At 45.7% G+C, this 17,768-nt stretch carries 16 protein-coding genes; 14 read left to right on the top strand and 2 right to left on the bottom strand.

Features of this window, described 5'->3' with window-relative positions:
• Positions 1-45 precede the first annotated feature (45 nt).
• From HW560_RS25125 to yidC, 3 genes are all read left to right on the top strand, one after another.
• On the top strand, positions 46-1,692 hold the full coding sequence (locus HW560_RS25125) for a DUF4153 domain-containing protein (protein WP_179265043.1): 1,647 nt from the start codon (positions 46-48) through the stop codon (positions 1,690-1,692).
• A gap of 92 nt (positions 1,693-1,784) precedes the next feature.
• On the top strand, positions 1,785-2,135 hold the full coding sequence (locus HW560_RS25120) for a hypothetical protein (RefSeq protein ID WP_177185688.1): 351 nt from the start codon (positions 1,785-1,787) through the stop codon (positions 2,133-2,135).
• Complete coding sequence (yidC, locus tag HW560_RS25115; RefSeq protein WP_090896888.1) at positions 2,072-2,938, top strand: membrane protein insertase YidC; 867 nt, start codon at positions 2,072-2,074, stop codon at positions 2,936-2,938. Before HW560_RS25120 ends, yidC begins: the two co-directional genes overlap by 64 nt.
• Positions 2,939-3,082: 144 nt before the next feature.
• Here yidC and HW560_RS25110 read toward each other — a convergent pair whose 3' ends face one another.
• On the bottom strand, positions 3,083-4,198 hold the full coding sequence (locus HW560_RS25110; protein ID WP_090896891.1) for a helix-turn-helix transcriptional regulator: 1,116 nt from the start codon (positions 4,196-4,198) through the stop codon (positions 3,083-3,085).
• A 131-nt stretch (positions 4,199-4,329) separates the two neighbouring features.
• Between HW560_RS25110 and HW560_RS25105 the strand changes: the two genes are divergently transcribed.
• The 11 genes from HW560_RS25105 to HW560_RS25055 all read left to right on the top strand — a co-directional run bounded on the left by HW560_RS25105 (position 4,330) and on the right by HW560_RS25055 (position 16,363).
• On the top strand, positions 4,330-5,037 hold the full coding sequence (locus HW560_RS25105) for a class I SAM-dependent methyltransferase (RefSeq protein WP_090896894.1): 708 nt from the start codon (positions 4,330-4,332) through the stop codon (positions 5,035-5,037).
• On the top strand, positions 5,021-6,118 hold the full coding sequence (locus HW560_RS25100; RefSeq protein ID WP_090896898.1) for a saccharopine dehydrogenase family protein: 1,098 nt from the start codon (positions 5,021-5,023) through the stop codon (positions 6,116-6,118). The genes HW560_RS25105 and HW560_RS25100 overlap by 17 nt, the downstream gene beginning before the upstream one ends.
• 87 nt (positions 6,119-6,205) lie before the next feature.
• Positions 6,206-6,499, top strand: a complete 294-nt coding sequence (locus HW560_RS25095; protein WP_090896901.1) for a hypothetical protein — start codon at positions 6,206-6,208, stop codon at positions 6,497-6,499.
• 80 nt (positions 6,500-6,579) lie between these two features.
• Entirely contained in the window at positions 6,580-7,872 is a 1,293-nt protein-coding gene (locus tag HW560_RS25090) for an amidohydrolase (RefSeq protein WP_179265042.1), read from the top strand.
• Positions 7,873-8,045: 173 nt separating this feature from the next.
• Complete coding sequence (locus HW560_RS25085; protein ID WP_179265041.1) at positions 8,046-10,010, top strand: ABC transporter ATP-binding protein/permease; 1,965 nt, start codon at positions 8,046-8,048, stop codon at positions 10,008-10,010.
• Positions 10,011-10,055: 45 nt separating this feature from the next.
• Positions 10,056-10,724 carry a response regulator transcription factor gene (locus HW560_RS25080; RefSeq protein WP_179265040.1) on the top strand — a complete coding sequence of 223 codons (669 nt, stop codon included), beginning with the start codon at positions 10,056-10,058 and terminating at the stop codon, positions 10,722-10,724.
• A complete protein-coding gene (locus HW560_RS25075) occupies positions 10,721-12,058 on the top strand; it encodes a HAMP domain-containing sensor histidine kinase (RefSeq protein ID WP_179265039.1) in 1,338 nt (445 codons plus the stop codon). The genes HW560_RS25080 and HW560_RS25075 overlap by 4 nt, the downstream gene beginning before the upstream one ends.
• Positions 12,059-12,336: 278 nt before the next feature.
• Complete coding sequence (locus HW560_RS25070) at positions 12,337-14,172, top strand: UbiD family decarboxylase (RefSeq protein WP_090896915.1); 1,836 nt, start codon at positions 12,337-12,339, stop codon at positions 14,170-14,172.
• A 277-nt stretch (positions 14,173-14,449) separates the two neighbouring features.
• The gene (locus HW560_RS25065; RefSeq protein ID WP_090896920.1) at positions 14,450-15,541 is read left to right on the top strand and encodes an HD-GYP domain-containing protein; all 1,092 of its coding nucleotides are present in this window, start codon (positions 14,450-14,452) and stop codon (positions 15,539-15,541) included.
• 183 nt (positions 15,542-15,724) lie between these two features.
• Positions 15,725-16,174, top strand: a complete 450-nt coding sequence (locus tag HW560_RS25060; protein ID WP_371129153.1) for an SRPBCC family protein — start codon at positions 15,725-15,727, stop codon at positions 16,172-16,174.
• 30 nt (positions 16,175-16,204) lie between these two features.
• Entirely contained in the window at positions 16,205-16,363 is a 159-nt protein-coding gene (locus HW560_RS25055) for a hypothetical protein (protein ID WP_175382611.1), read from the top strand.
• Between the two features lie 6 nt (positions 16,364-16,369).
• Here HW560_RS25055 and HW560_RS25050 read toward each other — a convergent pair whose 3' ends face one another.
• The gene (locus HW560_RS25050) at positions 16,370-17,590 is read right to left on the bottom strand and encodes an MFS transporter (RefSeq protein WP_090896926.1); all 1,221 of its coding nucleotides are present in this window, start codon (positions 17,588-17,590) and stop codon (positions 16,370-16,372) included.
• Positions 17,591-17,768 lie beyond the last annotated feature (178 nt).

Genomic DNA, 17,768 nt, shown 5'->3' with positions numbered 1-17,768 from the left:
TTATCATCTAGAATGAAGTCTAGAAAGTTAATGGAGGTTTTTCCCATGATTGATAAAATAATGGCTTCACCCAACCGCGCTTTAATTACGCTACTATCCGCATTAATGTTAGCTATCATTCATCAGTATTTGTTCTATGGCAAGGAGGTTGGCGTTTCTTATCCCATCTTTGTTATCCTTTTTTATGGCTTTATGTTCTTATTTGCCAGGGACCGCTTGCGGCCATTGTCCATCATTGATGCTTTTATGGCTGGAGTGGTGCTGATGCTGGCGCTGACGTTTCTGTTATACGACAATGAACCGCTGCGTATCCTTAATTTTCTGGTCATACCGGGCCTTATTATCTTACATATGACTTATCTGGTTGGCAGAAAACAGAGACAATGGTGGGACATTGGATTGATCGGTACCGCTATGGACCATTTGCTGCCACAATCCATCCGTCATTGGGGAACGGTCGCCAGCATTGTTATGAAAACAGGAGGACGAGGGTTAGGTAAAACGCAGAAAACGGTTGCCTTCAAAGTACTCATTGGCCTTATAGCATCCGTTCCCATTCTCATCGTGGTCGTAGCACTGCTCTCCTCAGCAGATGGGATTTTTAATCAGTATTTATCCGGTTTTCCGGTATGGTTAAATCAACTGACACTAACACCAGGTTTTCCGAGAGTGATCTGGATTCTCATCGCGGGCGTTTTATTGTTCAGTTACGTATGGGGATTCGTACAGCCGATGCAATATGAAGCGGAGAAAAGAGAAAATGCACATTGGAAAAATGGAAAAGCAATTACGGTTGCTTCAGAAATCGAAGAGCGAGAAGACGTTTCCGTGAATTCCATACATGAGAATCCTTCCTCGAACTCAATGATAGAGGGTCAGACAGCAAATAAGATCTCACCTGAGACGATCTCTACTCAAGTTCATCGTGAACCTATAAGATTGGACCCCATCATTGTGGGCACGATGCTGTTGGTTATCAACTGTTTATATGTTCTGTTTGTGCTTGTACAATTTTCTTATCTTTTTGGGGCGGGTGAGGGGCATCTTCCGTCAGACTTGTCCTACGCGGAGTATGCAAGAAGTGGATTTGTGGAGCTGATACTGGTAACAGGCATTAATTTTTTCATCCTGATCATCTCCCTTCAGTTCACGCGTTCAAGCGGCAAAATAGGTTCTGTTGTGCATCAGGTGCTGCTCTTTGTCCTGGTGAGTTGTTCCGCAATCATGCTGTACTCGGCGTTTATACGCCTCAACCTGTATGAACAGGCTTATGGTTATACCTACATTCGATTTCTCGTACATGCATTTATGATTTTTTTGGCGCTGCTTCTGCTTATTGCCGCTCTTCGAATTCGTTATACGTCTATGCCGTTGATCCGCTGCTATATCGTACTATCCCTTGCAGCCTATGTGATTGTCAACTATGTGGGTATGGATAATCGGATTGCAGAGCTTAATATTAAACGATATCATCAGACAGGCCATATTGATGCATCCTACTTGGCGAGTTTATCTGCTGATGCCGTTCCGCTACTGCGAGAGTTTGCTGAGAGAGAGTACCCGGATTTGAAAGGGGAAATGCTGGAGCGTCAAGCGAGCTTCGTCCTGGATGAAACAGACAGTTCGTGGGCTTCTTTTAATACGGCGAGACATAGAGCACAGCTAGAATTGTCCAAATTGAGAAGGGAATGAATCCATCTACCTGTTTTCCAGCAATGAATTTATGCAAAATCAATATGTAAGTGTTATACTATAAAAACTAACCTATAAAGGGGGTGAATCCCTTGTTTGAACTTCAGGAATTGATACCGTATATATTTTCACTCGGACTCATTTTCACAGTCAGTTACGCGTATATTGCCCATCTGCATTGCGGCATTACAGAGTACTGGATGGAAGGTGGCGCCGGAGGTGGTCTGGAACCTGGATTGCCAACCTTGTCTTTGGACGGACAACACAGACCTGAAGCTTTAAGTCGAATCGTCAGACGAAGAGAATCCCCGGATGAAGATGAACCAGATTGCCATTCCTCGTTGAATGTACGTTCTACAAATCAACGAGGAGGATATATATGGAACATAAGACAAGCAAGGGGTTCACTTTTACATCTGGCAAGGGACGGATCTATGGCCTGATTGCAATTCTATTTGCAGTTATGCTACTGGCTGGATGCAGTAACAACGTCTCAGAGATTAATTCATCAACACCAGGGTTCTTTAACCATTATGTTGTATTTCCACTGTCGTATCTCATTCAGCACATCGCAACGATATTTAATGGAAGTTATGGGGTAGCTATTATTGTGATCACCCTCGTTATCCGTCTTGCGTTGTTGCCATTGATGATGCGACAAGCAAAATCTCAGCAGGGTACCCGAGTGATCATGAATGCTATGAAGCCGGAGATGGATGCGCTCAAGAAAAAGTATGAGGGCAAAAACGACCCAGCTGATAAGCAGAAGCTTTCACAGGAAACGATGGAGCTGTACAAGAAGCACAAGTTCAATCCGCTGAATATCGGATGCTTACCACTGCTGATTCAATTGCCCATTCTGTCAGGTATCTACACGGCTATCCGGCTTACGCCGGAGTTGTCATCCCACTCCTTTCTGTGGTTCAAATTAGGAGCGCCGGACTATGTGCTTGCAGTCGTGGTAGCTATTATTTATCTGATTCAAGCCAAAGTTTCACAAGCCAATATGGCGCCGGAACAGCGAAAACAATTCGCAATCATGGGATATATCTCTCCATTGATGATGGCCTTTTTCTCGCTTTCCGCACCTGCAGCGATGCCGCTGTATTGGACGATCGGCGGTTCATTCCTGGTCTTGCAGACGTTATTGTTCCGCAAATTGTATCCGGTAGAACATCCGCAAGAGCCCGTGGCTGTAGAGGTAAAGAACAAAAACATCAAACCTGCGAAGCCCGCTAAGTCCTAAGTTTTCACTCATGAGATTGGTGCACTAGAATCATATAAATTTAAAGTATGTGTTGATATAACGGATGTTCTTCACCATCATGCAGCGCAAAGATGCCTTGTCCCATGGGACAAGGCATCTTTTTGTATGTCCAGGTTATAACATTCAAATTGCCGGCTCATCAGACAACTGGAAACGGGATACAAAATACCAGATTAACTCACGGCGGGAGGATACGTTTGTTTTGGCAAAAATGGATTTTAAATGATCCTGTACCGTGTAGGCTGATATATGCATTGCTTCAGCAATTTCTTTGGAAGAATAGCTGCGCAGCACGTAACCTAACAACTCCCGTTCCCGAATGGACAACCCATGACTCTCGGCGAGTAAAGGCAGCAAGTCCTGTGGCATAGCCTGTTCAAGCCTGATCGCAATCTGATCTGGACCTGAAAGCTGTTGCATACGGCTGGCATGAAGCACAAGGTAACGACCATCCAGGAGTTGAATGCAGACTTTGGAAGGCGAATGAAGGATAGGTTCTTGCACAACCATCAAATCGGAATCTGTACGAATCTGACGCTGTAAATGCGAACTTACAGCACGGACTGGACGTGGCAATACATCTGGTCCCACATGCTCCAGTAAACGTAATTGCGATAGCCAATATTGAGCGGGAGCGTTCACGGATAACAGCTCGAAAGCGTCCGATGTGATCATAATACCTGGGTCCGAGGGACTTCCGCTCTTCATCTCGTCCAGAAGAGTCAGACTTGTGGATCGTAACATCAATGCAATAGAAGGTGTCCAAGCCTGAATGCTCAGTCGCTCCTCCTCCGTGAATACGGGTTCTTCCGTCCTGCGATATAAGGTTAGATACCCCCAACAGGCTCCGGCACTGACCAGTACAGCTCGAAGTTCATCACCGAAACCTGCTGGTTGAAGGATGTTATGATATCGAACGCTTGATACAGGGTTTTCGCTTATCGATGCATGAAGGATCGCTGTATAGTCGCCGCTGTGAATCAAATCAGCATACTTATGTATGTCTTCTTCCATGTATTCATTAACGAACAGCCGGTCATGAACGGCTTCAATGCCGTCTTCCGTCACGGCACCTGTTGAGAGAAGAGTCTGTGGATCAACTGTTGTGAAGCAATACGCGTCATAGGGAACGATATTCTGAATTTGTTTCAGTACAGCTTCCCGGTAGGTGCGAGAGGTCCAGGTTCCTTTTTCGAGAGAAGTAATGAGTCGCTGGTTCCGTTCCATACGTGATGTCATAAAGCTCTCTCTCCTCTCCTCATGCAGATATCCCATTGTTCTGGGATTGTACGCTCTGCGTATCCTTTTATAATGAAATTAGACGAACGAAGAGTCAAGTCTAACTTGAATTCACGAGGAGTGTAGTATCAATGGACCACAATCAACCACCTATGAGCTGGGATACGGCGGATGAAAACCGTTATGAACAATCGATAGCCCTGAAAATTCCGGGTTATTCTCATATGCATGATCTGATGGAGCGGCTGCTTGCCGCTTCTATCACGGATAACAACGAAGCTAAAATACTAATTGTCGGAGCCGGTGGAGGTAAGGAAATAGCTCTGCTTGGTTCTCGCCATAAGAGATGGACGTTTACCGGAGTAGATCCTTCTCAGCCAATGCTTCAGTTAACAGAGAGAAGAGTCCAGAAAGCGGGAGTCGACGCCAGAGTGCAACTTAAATCCATGACGCTTGAAGCGTTGCCGGAAGAGGCTGTATACGACGGGGCGACAAGCATGCTAATGCTGCATTTTATTCAGGGGATCGAGTCCAAAAGACGGTTCCTGTCCAACCTTGCGGCCAGACTTAAGCCTGGAGCGCCACTCATTATTGCGGCAGTGAATGCCGATCTTCATTCGCCTGTATATCCAACCATGATGCAAGCCTGGCAGGATCACATGTTAAGTAGTGGCATTCAGCCTGATGAATGGGAGCGGTTTGCAGCTTCCCTAGGCCGAGAGTCGGATCCCATCTCATCTGAACAAATGGTAGAGCTGATGAAAGAATGCGGATTCTCGCACATTACATGTTATTTCGGAGCATTCTGGGTGGAGGGATATTATGCGAAACGAAACTAAAATAGAGTCTGTGAAAGACCAGATTTGGGTTGTTGGCGGATATGGTCAGGTGGGGCAAATGATATGTACGCAATTGGGACGCTCGTTTCCCGGCAAGGTATGGGCGGCAGGTACACGGATGAACCGGGCTGAGGAATTCAGCCGATCTACGGGTGGTATAGTCCAGCCGCTTCAATTGGATGTACGAAAAGCCATTAATCCTGGTATGCTTCAATCAGTCAAGCTGGTGATCATGTGTGTGGACCAGACAGATACCCGATTTGTCGAGGCTTGTGCGAAAGCAGGGACAGATTATATCGATATTTCGGCCAATTATGATTTTCTGGGTCAGGTCGAACGGCTGCATTCCAAAATGCAGCGTTCCAAAGCAACAGCGATGCTCAGTGTGGGACTGTCGCCTGGTATGACCAATCTGCTTGTGCGTGAAGCAGGTACCCATATGGACCAAGTGGACGAAGCGGACATCACTGTCATGTTGGGACTGGGTGAGAAACACGGAAAAGCCGCGGTGGAGTGGACTGTGGATCAGATGAATGCTGCCTATCAGGTTATGAAAAAGGGCAAGCCAGCCGAAGTGGTAAGTTTTCACGATGGTAAATGGATTGATTTTGGCGCAGACCTGGGCCGCAGGAAAGCGTATCGGTTTAACTTTTCGGATCAACACGTCGTTGCTCGTACACTTCGTATTCCAACGGTGTCCACCAGGTTATGTCTCGATTCCCGTTGGATGACCAGATCCATGGCCATCTTCAAACGTATTGGTCTGTTCTCACTATTGCGTATTCCCTCCCTTCGTAAGGGTACGGTCAAGGCATTTGGGGTTATTCCCGGAGGGGAGCCGATGTTTGCAGTTAAGGTAGATGCAATGGGATGGAAAAAGGGCAAACCAGTCCATGTCGAGCAGCTGCTGATTGGCGAACGTGAAGCAGATGCAACAGCAGCAGTTGCGGCGGCGGTAGCGGAGCGAATGTATCGGACGGAACTGCCGCACGGTGTTTTCCACATTGAACAATGCCTGTCCTTGCAGAACATTCAGGAAGCACTTCGTTTTCCATTGAGAGTAACAACGAAGATCACGTAAATCATCTATGTGGTTGGATCATTTTTTGCTCAGGCTCTCCGATCTGATATGATGGAACAAATAATCATGCTAGAACGGAGGGAGATCATGAACTGCATTGCTGTATTGCCATATTACAAAGTACAGAGAGAAGTGACGGGTCTCGCACAGGAAATACTGCAGAGCGATCGGTCCATGATCCTGTACTCGGACAAGATTGTAACGAAATACCGTGAGTTTAATATTACGGAAGTGTTCGACATGTCCTTTCGGAGAATGGGGAATGAAGGTGGTTTTTTCTATCTACATACCAGCACCGGAGTCTATCCTTATATGGTCAACATAGATCCCAAACCTTTTATCCAAAGTTTCAGAACAATGACGACTCAAAAATTAACTTAATCTTGACCTTGCCGTTACGTGAAGGCTTATCCTCGGATTTGGAAGTAAGGCAATCCAAACCTAGAGGAGTTGTGAAACGAATGAGTATATTAATCCAGCAAGCCACAATCTTAACGATGAAAGACACCGATTCCCCCTTCAAGGGGGATATTCGCATTGTAGGCGACCGTATCGCAGAGATTGCTCCCCACATTCAGGCTCAACCGGGTGATGACATTATGGATGGTCAACATAAACTGGCAATGCCGGGCCTGATCAATGCTCACCAGCATACACCGATGAGTCTGTTACGAGCATTCTCGGATGATCTGAAGCTGATGGACTGGCTTGACCGTAAGATGCTGCCTGCAGAAGCCCGGATGACACCCGAAGATATATACTGGGGAGCACAATTATCCATCGCCGAGATGATCCGTTCAGGAACTACAGCTTACGCTGATATGTACATTCACATGAATGAAATCGCAGAAGCGGTGACGGAAACCGGCATTCGGGCATCGCTCACACGCGGAATGGTATTCGTGGAGGATGACGGAGGGCGCAGATTACAGGAAGCGGTCGATTTGGTACAACGTTGGTCGGGGAAGGCGGAGGGTCGAATTACGACGATGTATGGCCCGCATTCTCCTTATACTTGCCCAGTAGAACCTTTGCGGGAAGTCATTGCGATGGCGGAACAGGAGAATGTGCCTATCCACATTCATCTGGCTGAGACGAAAGAGGAAGTTGTGAAGATTCGTGAACGCTATGGCATGACGCCAACGGAGTATTTGGAAGAGGCAGGTATGTTCGAAAAACTACACGTACTGCTTGCCCATGGCGTACACCTGAATCGTAGAGATATTGGCAGACTGAAAGGCATGCGTGGTGGAGTAGCACACAATCCGGTCAGCAATCTGAAGCTTGGCTGCGGAATTGCCCCAATTACGGAGATGATTGCACAGGGAATTAACGTGGGTCTTGGAACCGACGGGGCAGGAAGTGCGACAAACGTCGATATGTTTGAAGAGATCAAGGCTGCGACCTGGCTGCAAAAGCTGGATTATGGTGACCCTACCCGGTTGTCGGCAAGAGAGGTACTATACATGTCTACACGGGGAAGTGCAGGTCTGTTGAACCTTCAGGATGAAGTGGGTGTGCTGGAAATTGGGCGCAAGGCCGACCTGATTCTGATTGATCTGAAGAAACCGCATTTGCAGCCGGTTCACGAGCTGGAATCATTACTTGCATACAGCGTGAACGGCGCCGATGTAGATACCACCATTGTGAATGGTCGGGTGTTGATGAGAGGCAGGCAGCTGCTAACGATAGATGAGGAAGAACTTTTCCGTCAGGTAGAGGTTCGGGCGAAGCGTATTGTTGAAGGGATTTAATTTTTGACACCTGCAGTGACTTGATATGGTTCAACTCAAGTCATTGCAGGTGTATTTTCTTTTGCCAGGCAGACACGACTTGTCCAGTTCATTATCAGTTCACACAAATTTGTTAGAATGTGAAATGTTCAATAGATAGACAGGGTGTATGACTTGGAGAGGAAGAGATCAAGATGACTATATTAGAAGTTAAACATGTGAAGAAATCATACACGCTGTATGGTAAGGAAAAGGTACCCGTGCTCCACGATGTGAATTTGAGCTTTGAGACAGGAGAGTTCGTCTCGATCCTTGGTGAATCGGGTTGCGGAAAGTCAACCCTTATGAATATTATTGGTGGAATGGACTCCGATTTTGAAGGGGAGATCCTTGTTCGTGGTAAGAACTTAAGTACCATGACGGAAAAGGAAATGGATGATTATCGCAAGAATAATATCGGCTTTGTGTTTCAAAATTTCAATCTGATCCCACATCTGTCTGTACTGGAAAATGTTACGATTGCTATGCAAATGACGGATACTAGTGAAAAGGAACGCAACAAGCGTGCTATAGATATTTTGACCGAGGTCGGACTGAAGGATCATCTGAATAAACGGCCCAACCAGCTGTCGGGTGGACAGAAGCAACGGGTTTCCATTGCTCGTGCATTATCGAACAATCCAGACATTATTTTGGCGGATGAACCAACGGGTGCTCTGGATAAGGAAAACGGGGATCAAATTCTGGCTTTGCTGGACAGTATTGCGCAAAAAGGGATGCTGGTCATTGCGGTAACTCACTCGCAGAAAGTGGCCGATTCCGGTACACGTATAGTCAAGGTTGAGGAGGGGCGGATTAAGGATGATATCCATTTAAAAGATCGTTCCTTGACTACCTATGAGGGTAGTCGTGGTGCTTCGAGAAACCTGGGCTTACTGGCTTCTTTCCAAATGGCTCTCAAAAACATGAAACTCAACGGCAAGCGAAATATACTGGTAGCATTAGGTGGGTCGATAGGAATTTTAAGCGTACTCCTGATGCTCTCCTTGGGTAATGGAATAACGACATATATGAACGACGAAATCAATTCAAGCATGGACCCGTTACTCGTGGATATAACGAAGCCCAGTGCAGATGCCAAAGATATGCAAGGCCCGGAAGCCTTGATGGCAACAGGTGAACCGTTCACAGCAGCTGATATTGAGACCATTCGCAAATTCCCTAATGTGGATCATGTAGCGACGATCACTACCATTACAGGCAAATCGACTATGGTTCATGCAAAGCAAAGTGTGGCACTCACGCAGTTAACGACGTTAACGGATGCTTTTGATCCAGCAATGATAACAAAGGGTACGCTTCCGGTAGAAAATGAGATGTTGTTACCCCTCGATACGGCGAATAAATTAAGCGGAAATGACCAAGCTGAATCGATGATCGGCAAGTCTGTGTTTCTATATATCAATGAGATGGATGGCAATAATAAACCGGTAACTTTGGAGAAAGAAATAACCATATCAGGTATATATCAAGCGTCAGATCAAAGATCACCCATGCAGCAATCACCGGGTTACATTTCATCACAGACGTTGGAGCAAATGTATACGGACAATGGAATAACGATTGGGCCAATTCAGGTTAATGCATATGCAACCGATATGAAATATGTCAATGATATTAATGCTGCTGCTGTAGATGCGGGCTTCTCAGGCTCCCAGACGGCAAAAATCATGGAAAATATCACGACATATGTGAACATGGCCACGATCGTTCTGTCTGGTATTGCAGGCATTTCGTTGATTGTATCCGGTATTATGATATTGGTTGTGCTTTATATTAGTGTCGTGGAACGAACAAAGGAAATCGGAATCCTTCGTGCGATTGGAGCAAGAAAGAAGGATATCAAGCGAATTTTCTTTTCTGAATCTGCTCTATTGGGGGTATTCAGTGGTATCATTGCGGTAGTATTTGCGATAATTATTAGTTATGTATTAAATATTCTTTTGGACAATGCGTTTGGAGCAAAACTGATTCATCTCTCGGGATATTATATCTTGTTCGGAATCGTTGTAAGTACAGTGATTAGTATCATCGCTGGTTTGATGCCTTCATCCAAAGCAGCCAAGCTCGACCCGATGGAATCCTTACGATATGAATAAAACCAAGTAGTGAATATTGAAAATTGCGGAAAGGATAATGCATAAATGAACACGATTCTTGTGGTTGATGATGATTCGCATATCCGCAAATTAATCCGAATTTATCTCGAAAAAAATCAGTTTTCCGTTGTGGAAGCGCCGGATGGCCAAGAAGCACTGAACATCTTGTCTCATACCAAAATTGATTTAGCAATTGTAGATGTGATGATGCCCCGTGTAGATGGTATTGAACTGACCGAAGATATTCGATCTTATATGGATATTCCGATTCTGATGGTGACTGCCAAGGGAGAATCCAAGGATAAGGTCAGAGGATTCAATGCAGGGTCAGACGATTATTTAGTAAAGCCTTTTGATCCTGTAGAGTTAATCTTGCGTGTGAAATCCTTAATGAAGAGATACAACAAGATTTCATCAAATGTTATTCATATAGGCGGTGCAACGATTGATCTGAGCAAATTGACAGTGGATGCAGGAGCCCAAACGGTTGAATTGAAAAAGAAGGAATGTGAATTGTTGTTTGCTCTGGCGAGTTTGCCAGGGCAAATATTCACACGTACACAGCTTATAGAAGATATATGGGGAATCGATTATGAAGGTGATGAGCGTACCGTTGATGTGCATATCAAAAGGTTAAGAGAACGGCTGGAACCGATCCCCGAGCTGATCATTTCGACGATAAGAGGACTTGGATATCGTCTGGAGAGTGTATGAAAATCGTGAGGAAAAGCCTGCGTTTACGAATCGTAGTTACCTTTTTTGGCATTGTGATCGTCAGTTTAATTCTCTCCTTTATCTTAAATATGCGGTCTCAGGAAAACACACCAAATCATTCCATGATTACGATTGCCGAGGATATCGCTACGATAATAAACCTGATTGATGATCCGGAAAAAGTGAAAACAAGCTTGGATATCTTTGCACGATACGGCTTGGACATCAACTCCGTGAACGAACAAAGTGAAGTACTTGCTTCCTTACCGGATGATAAGGTTCATGAATTATTCGATGAAAGTTCGACGAAAGCGTTTATGATGTCCAAAAAAGATGAAACGGCCATCGTCGGTGTTCCCAGGATGAATGAAGAGAAAGATGCGCTCCTGATCAAAATTAATTTTTCATCGATTTTTCATAATGTGAAACGTACATTATTTATATCGCTACTCACTGTCTTAGTCATAGGAAGCTTATTAATCATGTTCATGTCTGGGTACATTGTGAAACCGATCAAAAAGTTAACTGCTGCAGCTAAGAAAATGGCATCAGGCGATCTATCCGTCCGGTTGAAGCATAACAATCCAGATGAGTTTGGTGAGCTGATGGAGAGCTTTAATCATATGGCCCGTGAGCTGCAAAAAATAGACTCGGTGCGTGACGATTTTGTCAGCAATGTCTCTCATGAAATGCAGTCTCCACTAACATCAATCAGGGGATTCACACGAGCGCTGCAAGATGGTGTTATCCCATTGGAAGAGCAGAAAGAGCATCTGGATATCATATATGAGGAAACATTACGCCTGTCCAGGCTGAGCGATAATTTACTTCGGTTAGCCTCACTGGATTCCGAGCACCATCCGTTTAATCTCACGACCTTCCAATTAGATGAACAGTTAAGAAGAGCGATCGTATTAGCTGAACCCCAGTGGGCGCACAAAAATATCAGGATTGAATTGGATTTATTGCCTTGCGAAATTACCGTTGATAAAGATCTGTTTGAGCAGGTCTGGCAGAATTTAATCAACAATGCGATAAAATATACAGGTTCCGATGGGGTCATTCACATCGCAATCGAGATGTCCACGTCATCTGTGAAGGTATCCATTAGAGATTCAGGACAAGGAATACCCGAGGAAGACCTTCCGTATATTTTCGATCGATTTTATATGGTAGACAAAGCGCGGAGCAGTGCTCTTAGAGGCAATGGACTAGGGCTTTCCATCGTGATTAAAATTTTGAAAATACATGAGTGTGCAATTAATGTGGAGAGCAGGGTTGGAGAAGGAACGCAGTTTACAGTTACGATCCCCAGACCTTCGGCTACGTCTTAAAAAAGCCCAAAAAGCAATATTTAAGCAATCGTGGTCCGCATGATACAGGACTCCTATTGCCTGAATATTGCTTTTTGGTGAGTGCTGCGTGATCGATTTCATATATTGTTTTGTTTAGTGGCAGATGATTTGATAAGATAGAGGAGATGCGAGCATCAATCCAATAGTAGTGTGACGAGAGTGAAGTAGATTCAACGTTTTATTCTATCCGCTACCCTTACACATCTATGTGAATATATGAACATAACAATTTATTATATACAGAATGGAGCCATCCAATGAAATATCGCAATATGGAAGATTGCATTAATGATCTGGAGCAGCACGGACATTTGATTCGCGTGAAGGAAGAAGTGGACCCTCATTTGGAGATGGCAGCGATACATATGAAAGTGCATGAGGCGAAAGGCCCAGCTCTGCTTTTCGAAAATGTGAAAGGCTCGAAGTTCCAGGCAGTTTCGAACCTGTTCGGTACACTGGAACGAAGCAAATTCATGTTCCGTGGAACGCTTGAAGGTGTACAGCGTGTCATGGCTGTCCGGGATGATCCAATGAAGGCACTTAAGACGCCATTTCAGCATATCAGCACAGGTCTTGCCGCCTGGCAGGCTCTCCCTAAGCAGAAGTCCATCAGTTTGCCTGTAACCGCGCAAGAGATTCAGATCTCGGATCTGCCGTTGATCAAGCATTGGCCCATGGATGGTGGAGCATTCGTTACGCTGCCTCAGGTCTATTCGGAGGACCCGGACAAGCCAGGCATTATGAACTCCAATCTGGGCATGTACCGGGTACAGCTAAGTGGTAATGATTATGAACTGAATAAGGAAATTGGACTTCATTATCAGATCCATCGCGGCATTGGTATTCATCAGGCCAAAGCGGTCAAAAAGGGAGAACCTCTGAAAGTGAGCATCTTCATTGGGGGGCCGCCGGCACATACACTTTCTGCAGTGATGCCTTTGCCGGAAGGCCTCAGTGAGATGACTTTCGCAGGGCTACTTGCCGGCCGTCGTTTCCGCTACAGCTATAAGGACGGATATTGCATCAGCAATGACGCCGATTTTGTCATCACCGGTGATATTTACCCGGACGAGACAAAGCCTGAAGGACCGTTTGGTGATCATCTTGGATATTACAGTCTGACCCATCCGTTCCCACTAATGAGAGTGCATAAAGTGTACGCCAAGCCAAATGCGATCTGGCCATTTACCGTGGTGGGTCGTCCTCCGCAAGAGGATACCGCATTTGGGGATCTGATTCACGAAATTACGGGTGATGCCATTAAACAGGAGATTCCGGGCGTAAAAGAAGTCCACGCAGTTGATGCAGCAGGAGTACATCCACTTCTTTTTGCGATTGGAAGTGAGCGTTATACGCCCTACCAGACGGTAAAACAGCCAACAGAGCTGCTGACCATTGCGAGTCGTATTCTGGGCACAGGCCAGCTCAGTCTGGCGAAGTACTTGTTTATCACAGCAGAAGATCAGCAACCGCTGGATACGCACCGTGAAGTGGAATTCCTGACGTACATCCTGGAACGAATGGATCTGCAGCGGGACATTCATTTCCATACCAATACAACGATCGATACGCTGGATTACTCGGGAACCGGGTTGAACAGCGGCAGCAAGGTTGTATTTGCAGCCTATGGGGAGAAGAAACGGGAGTTGTGCCTTGGAGTGCCGGAGACATTGAAGGATATTCGGGGATATAACAATCCACAGTTCGTGATGCCAGGAATTATAGCTATTCAGAGTGCGCCGTTCACCAGTTATGCGGATACAGAACAAGAAATGAAGGCATTTACGGACATGCTGAAGGAAAAGGGAGATCTGTCTTCTTGTCCAATGATTGTTTTATGTGATGATAGTTCTTTCCTGAGTGCGAATCTCAGCAACTTCTTGTGGGCGACATTTACCCGCAGTAATCCGTCTCATGATATGTACGGTGTGAACAGCAGTTACAACTATAAACATTGGGGCTGTGACCAGATCATTATCGATGCCAGAGTGAAGCCGCATCAGGCGCCACCGTTAATTCCGGACCCATCTGTTGAGAAAGGGATTGAACGCTTTTTCGTACAGGGAGCGAGTCTGAGCTCGATCAAAATATAGTTGAATTCAATAAAAGCCCAAAGATTTTTTTGGGCTTTTTGGTTATATATGTGTAAAGCAAGATGTCCGTTATCAAAATGCAAAATCAAACCGGGACTTTTTTGAAAATGGGACTGAGAATAAAGTCTTATACGTTCGTATTTCCTTTTACGATTAAGGTCGTTTGGACTATGGAGAAAAAGAATGTATTTATCGATATAAAGTAGTATAGGGATTTTTGGGACCCGATCTAACGGGTGCTGTTGACTATAAATGATTGTTCAGGGGGAATACCGATTTGAGAATCCATATTATGAACCTGCAAGATGGAGACCGTCTAACTGCGGATACATTCAGCGAAGCGGGATTACACGTTCTGGGTCAGGGTACTGTGATCAAAAGTGAAGATATCACCTTGCTGATGCAGCACCGCGTAGACTATGTGGATATTGAACCACGCGAGGAAGAGATCACGGAAGCGGAATTCTTTGCTGCTGCAGCAAAATTTGCATCTGGAGCAAGCACAAGCACCAAGGAAGAACCGCCTGAAGAAGAAATGAAATCTCAATTTATACAAACTGTACATAACTATCAATCTGCGTTTCTCGAAGCACTGACGGTGGGTAAGTTCAACGCAACCATGGTGGACGATGCGCTTCAACCGATGGTAGAGGGATTGGACGAGCAAAAGGATGTCGTACATCTCCTGATGATGCTGGAACGGGATGATGTCAATAACTACACCCATTCCATTCAGGTTGGGCTGTTATCATTTTACCTGGCCAACTGGCTTGGTTATTCCCAAAAAGAAAGTTATCAGATCAGTCGTGGTGGCTATCTTCATGATATCGGCAAATGCAAGGTATCCCATCGGATACGCAACAAGATGGAACCGTTAACCGCAGATGAACAGCTCGAATTGCAGCGTCACACGATCTATGGACATGATATTATCAAAAGTTCCATGACGGATGAAGCTACAGCGCTGGTAGCTCTTCAGCATCATGAACTGGAGGATGGTACCGGATATCCGATGCAACTGAAGAAAGGCGAAATCCATCCATACACACAGATCGTATCTGTCGCTGACATATACATCGGGATGAGATCGGGCAGTCACGGAAGCAGCAATCCGAACCTGATCAACAACTTGCGCGATATTTATGCGATGGGGTTCGGCAAATTGAATGAGAAGCCGGTTCAGGCCTTGATGCAGCATCTGCTTCCTAATTTTATTGGCAAACAAGTACTGCTGAGCAACGGCGAGCGGGGTGTTATTGTCATGAACAATACTTCCGATATTTTCAAACCACTGATCAAGGTGGAATCGGAACAATATCGTGATCTGTCCAAAGAACGCACACTTGCCATTAATGAATTAATTATCTAAGTTTGAATAACGAATGAATTCATACCGAAAACGGGCCTCCTGTACGATGACAGGGGACCCGTTTTTCATTTATATGACGCACTGCGTTGTTCTTCATGGTGACCAGGAGTATACTTTTGCAAAGACCTTAATCTTCCTTTTTAGGAAACAGAAGCGGAAAAGGAGAGATCGTCCTTGATTGAAGTGGTAACCGAGATTACAATTCATGCCCCGATTGAGCGGTGTTTTGACTATGCGCGGGATATTGATATTCATACCCGGACGGTCTGGAAACATACCCGTGAGCAGGCTGTAGCGGGTGTTACAACGGGCAGAATTGGTGAAGGCGATACGGTAACTTTTGAAGCAAGCCATTTCGGGATAAGGCAGAAGCTGACTTCCCGGATCGCCGAGTACAATCGGCCATATCTTTTTGTGGATCAGATGGAGAAAGGTGCTTTCAAGAGCATGAGACATGAACACAGCTTCAGCAAGCTTGGCGAGCAGACCACTTGTATGAGAGACACACTGAGATTTGAAGCTCCCCTTGGTGTTCTGGGTTGGGTTGCAGAGCGAATTGTACTCAAGAGGTATATGCTGGCTTTCCTGGAGAGCCGTAACTTGAAGCTAAAGACGTTACTAGAGAATAGATAGAGCTGATCTGTCAGGAGGAGATGATGTTTGATGGAAAACGAATATTTTGTGGGTTGGGGTACACTTGCTCTTATTAATGCCGGACTTGCTCAGGGAAAAAACAGAAGTGGTCGTAACTGGTTTCTGATTTCCCTGTTATTTGGTCCGTTAGCCACGCTGTTTATCGTGGTATGGAATAAGCTGGATTAAGTTTATTTATTGATCCGAATTCCGATGAATATACCGGTCAATGGTCCAGAACAGAAGCGCAGCGGCACTCACGCCTGCACCCAGCCAGCAAACGCCAGTCCAACCTGCCCATGCGTACACTTGAGTAGAAGCAATGGAGCCGGTAGCACTTCCAATCGAATAAAAGATCATGTAAGCGCCTGTCAAACGGCTCTGCGCCTCAGGACGGACTTCATAGATCAGACTCTGGTTGGTGACATGTACGGCCTGTACGGCAAGGTCCAGCATAATTACCCCAGCTACAAACAGCCATACAGAGTGGTGAACATAGCCTATGGGCAGCCAGGATAGAAGCAATATGACAAGAGCAACACCCGTCGTCTTTTGTCCCAATCCCCGATCAGCCAGTCTTCCAGCACGTGCAGCAGCCAGCGCACCAGCAGCTCCCGCAAGACCAAAGGCTCCGATAGCAGTATGTGACAGGGAAAGGGGGGGAGCGCTAAGCGGCAGCACCATGGAAGTCCATAGGATGCTGAAGGCTGTGAAGATCAACGTGGCGAGAACGCCGCGTGTTCGCAGAATAGGCAGCTCCCGGTATAGTTGCAGGACAGAAACGATTAATTGGGTATAGGTGAGTTTCTCTCGCTTGGGTTCGTGTTTGGGCAGTACAAGAAACAGGGCGATAATCCCCAGTAATGTCAGACTGGCAGAGAAGAGATAGACCGATCTCCAGCCAATCCAATCGTTTAAGGTGCCTGCTATGGTTCGCGCCAGTAATATACCGATGACGATTCCGCTTGTGACCAGACCGACGATACGCCCTCGTTCAGATGGTGCAGCCAGGGAGGCGGCAAAGGCAACGAGTGTTTGTGTAATCACGGCAAGCAACCCGATCGCAGCCATTCCAATAAATAGAACCTGGCTGGATGATGAGGTACCGACAGCAATCAGGGCGATTACCGATAAAAGCATCTGGATCATGATCAGCTTGCGCCGATTCAATAGATCACCAAGAGGGACGAGTAATAACAATCCGAGGGCGTAACAAATCTGCGTTACGGTAATAACGATGCCAATGGATGAATGCGCGATATTGAACTCGTCCGCAATGGAGTCGAGCAAAGGCTGGGCATAATAAATGTTGGCTACCGCCAGTCCGCTGCACAGGGCAAATAACAGCGCCACAAGGCGGGACATACTCGTTCGTCCTTCGCTGAAGGGATGTGCTTGATGAGATGCATTTTGCATGAATGATTCACCTTTCTGTATTCGAATGTGGGAAGTAGGGAAGCAGAAAGAACACTGTTGAATATAAATATACCGATCAGTACATTACAATTCGGAATAAACATACTTCACGCTTTCACACGATGTCAAGAGTTGAAGTGGAATGTTTAATTTTCTTTTTATAAATTGAGATGAAATT

The organism is Paenibacillus sp. E222 (assembly GCF_013401555.1).
Classification (GTDB): domain Bacteria; phylum Bacillota; class Bacilli; order Paenibacillales; family Paenibacillaceae; genus Paenibacillus.
This window is presented reverse-complemented; position numbering and strand designations above follow the sequence as displayed.

Excerpts from the sequence above, each read along its gene's own strand:
- HW560_RS25125 (WP_179265043.1), top strand. The coding sequence starts at position 46 with ATGATTGATAAAATAATGGCTTCACCCAACCGCGCTTTAATTACGCTA.
- yidC (WP_090896888.1), top strand. The coding sequence starts at position 2,072 with ATGGAACATAAGACAAGCAAGGGGTTCACTTTTACATCTGGCAAGGGA.
- HW560_RS25110 (WP_090896891.1), bottom strand. The coding sequence starts at position 4,198 with ATGACATCACGTATGGAACGGAACCAGCGACTCATTACTTCTCTCGAA.
- HW560_RS25105 (WP_090896894.1), top strand. The coding sequence starts at position 4,330 with ATGGACCACAATCAACCACCTATGAGCTGGGATACGGCGGATGAAAAC.
- HW560_RS25100 (WP_090896898.1), top strand. The coding sequence starts at position 5,021 with ATGCGAAACGAAACTAAAATAGAGTCTGTGAAAGACCAGATTTGGGTT.
- HW560_RS25095 (WP_090896901.1), top strand. The coding sequence starts at position 6,206 with ATGAACTGCATTGCTGTATTGCCATATTACAAAGTACAGAGAGAAGTG.
- HW560_RS25090 (WP_179265042.1), top strand. The coding sequence starts at position 6,580 with ATGAGTATATTAATCCAGCAAGCCACAATCTTAACGATGAAAGACACC.
- HW560_RS25085 (WP_179265041.1), top strand. The coding sequence starts at position 8,046 with ATGACTATATTAGAAGTTAAACATGTGAAGAAATCATACACGCTGTAT.
- HW560_RS25080 (WP_179265040.1), top strand. The coding sequence starts at position 10,056 with ATGAACACGATTCTTGTGGTTGATGATGATTCGCATATCCGCAAATTA.
- HW560_RS25075 (WP_179265039.1), top strand. The coding sequence starts at position 10,721 with ATGAAAATCGTGAGGAAAAGCCTGCGTTTACGAATCGTAGTTACCTTT.
- HW560_RS25070 (WP_090896915.1), top strand. The coding sequence starts at position 12,337 with ATGAAATATCGCAATATGGAAGATTGCATTAATGATCTGGAGCAGCAC.
- HW560_RS25055 (WP_175382611.1), top strand. The coding sequence starts at position 16,205 with ATGGAAAACGAATATTTTGTGGGTTGGGGTACACTTGCTCTTATTAAT.
- HW560_RS25050 (WP_090896926.1), bottom strand. The coding sequence starts at position 17,590 with ATGCAAAATGCATCTCATCAAGCACATCCCTTCAGCGAAGGACGAACG.